The 927-nt window shown below is 69.1% G+C and carries 1 protein-coding gene; it reads left to right on the top strand.

Annotation, left to right across the window (positions count from 1 at the left end):
• The first annotated feature begins 37 nt into the window (after positions 1-37).
• Positions 38-919: a manganese catalase family protein gene (locus ACFYE1_RS17475; RefSeq protein WP_387745839.1), complete on the top strand. Its 882-nt coding sequence runs from the start codon at positions 38-40 to the stop codon at positions 917-919.
• Positions 920-927 lie beyond the last annotated feature (8 nt).

Here is a 927-nt window from a genome sequence, read left to right as displayed (position 1 = left end):
CGGCGGCGGACCAGTGCAGTCGATGACGGAGGTCAGGATGTTCTTGCACCAGCAGAAGCTCCAGTACAACGCCACTCCCGAGGCCCCGGACGCGGTCTACGCCCGCAAGCTCCAGGAGGTGATCGGCGGGCAGTACGGGGAGATCACGGTCGCGATGCAGTACAGCTTCCAGGCCTGGAACGCCCACATCCCGGGCAAGTACCGGGACCTGCTCTTCGGCACCGCCGCCGAGGAGTTCGGCCACATCGAGATGCTGGCCACGATGGTCGCCCAGCTGCTGGAGAAGGCCCCGCTGGGCATCACCGAGGACGCGGTCCAGTCCGATCCGGCCGTGGCGGCGGTGATCGGCGGCACCGACCTGCAGCACGCGATCGTGGCCGGGGCCGGGGCCCGGCCGGTGGACTCGATGGGCAATCCCTGGTCCGGGTCCTACGTGACCGCCTCCGGGAACCTGCTGGCGGACATGAGCTCGAACGTCAACGCCGAGATGCAGGGCCGGGTCCAGGTCGCCCGGCTCTACCACATGACCGATGACAAGGGCATCCGGGACATGCTGTCCTTCCTGCTGGCCCGCGACACCATGCACCAGAACCAGTGGATGGCCGCGGTGCGCGAGCTCCAGGCCGAGGGGCTGGAGCAGATGCCGGTGCCCTCGAACTTCCCGCAGTCCAAGGAGGCCACCGAGTTCTCCTACGACTACTACAACTTCTCCGACGGTGCCGCCGCCGCCGAGGGGTCCTGGGCCTCCGGGCGCACCCCGGACGGCCACGGGACCTTCGGGTACCAGCCGGAGCCGATGGCCGGGGTGCCGATGCCCCCGCCCACCCACCCCGACGCCCGGTTCTACGGCACCACCGAGATCCCCAACCGGGTGGAGAAGGCCGCCGGCACCATCCAGGACAAGCTCCACAAGGAATAACCCCACCG

Origin of the sequence: Kocuria nitroreducens (assembly GCF_042879195.1) — a bacterium.
Classification (GTDB): domain Bacteria; phylum Actinomycetota; class Actinomycetes; order Actinomycetales; family Micrococcaceae; genus Kocuria; species Kocuria nitroreducens.
This window is presented reverse-complemented; position numbering and strand designations above follow the sequence as displayed.